Genomic DNA, 631 nt, shown 5'->3' with positions numbered 1-631 from the left:
ACCGTCCGGAACTGACGGCGGAACGCTTCATCGCCAACCCGTATCACGAGGCCGGCACGGCGGGCAGCAGCGCGCGGCTGTACAAGACAGGCGATCTGGTGCGCTACCTGGCCGATGGCAGCCTGGCGTATGTGGGGCGCGCCGACGAGCAGGTCAAGCTGCGCGGCTTCCGCATCGAACTCGGTGAGATCGAGCACCAGCTGGCGCAGCATGCGCAGGTGGGGGCAGCGGTGGTGCTGGCGCGCAGCGACGACGGGCAGGAAAAGCGCCTGGTGGCGTACGTGACGCGCCAGGATGCGCAGGGTGACGAGGAGGCATTCCTGGCCAGCCTGAAGGCACAGCTGCAGTCGGCGCTGCCGGAGCACATGGTGCCGGCGCTGTATGTGGTGCTGTCGGCGTTGCCGCTGACGGCCAATGGCAAGATCGATAAGCAGGCCCTGCCGGCACCGGACCTGGCGGCCGCGCAGGGTGCGTATGTGGCGCCGCAGGGGGAGACGGAACGGCTGCTGGCTGGCATCTGGGGCAAGCTGCTGGGCGTGGCGCCGGAACAGGTGAGCGCGAGCGCCAACTTCTTTGCGCTGGGCGGGCATTCGCTGATGGTGATCCGCTTGCTGTCGCGGCTGCAGCAAGC

General features: G+C 68.8%; 1 protein-coding gene. It reads left to right on the top strand.

Annotated features, from left to right (window positions below; all coding sequences use genetic code 11):
* Window positions 1–631: AMP-binding enzyme (locus tag ACP7EG_RS27705; RefSeq protein ID WP_426090252.1), on the top strand; the 631-nt coding region annotated here is incomplete at both ends.

This window comes from Janthinobacterium sp. PSPC1-1 (assembly GCF_049897625.1).
Taxonomy (GTDB): Bacteria; Pseudomonadota; Gammaproteobacteria; order Burkholderiales; family Burkholderiaceae_D; genus Janthinobacterium; species Janthinobacterium tructae.
The sequence above is the reverse complement of the archived record's forward strand: the minus strand, read 5'-3'. Positions and strand labels throughout refer to the sequence as shown.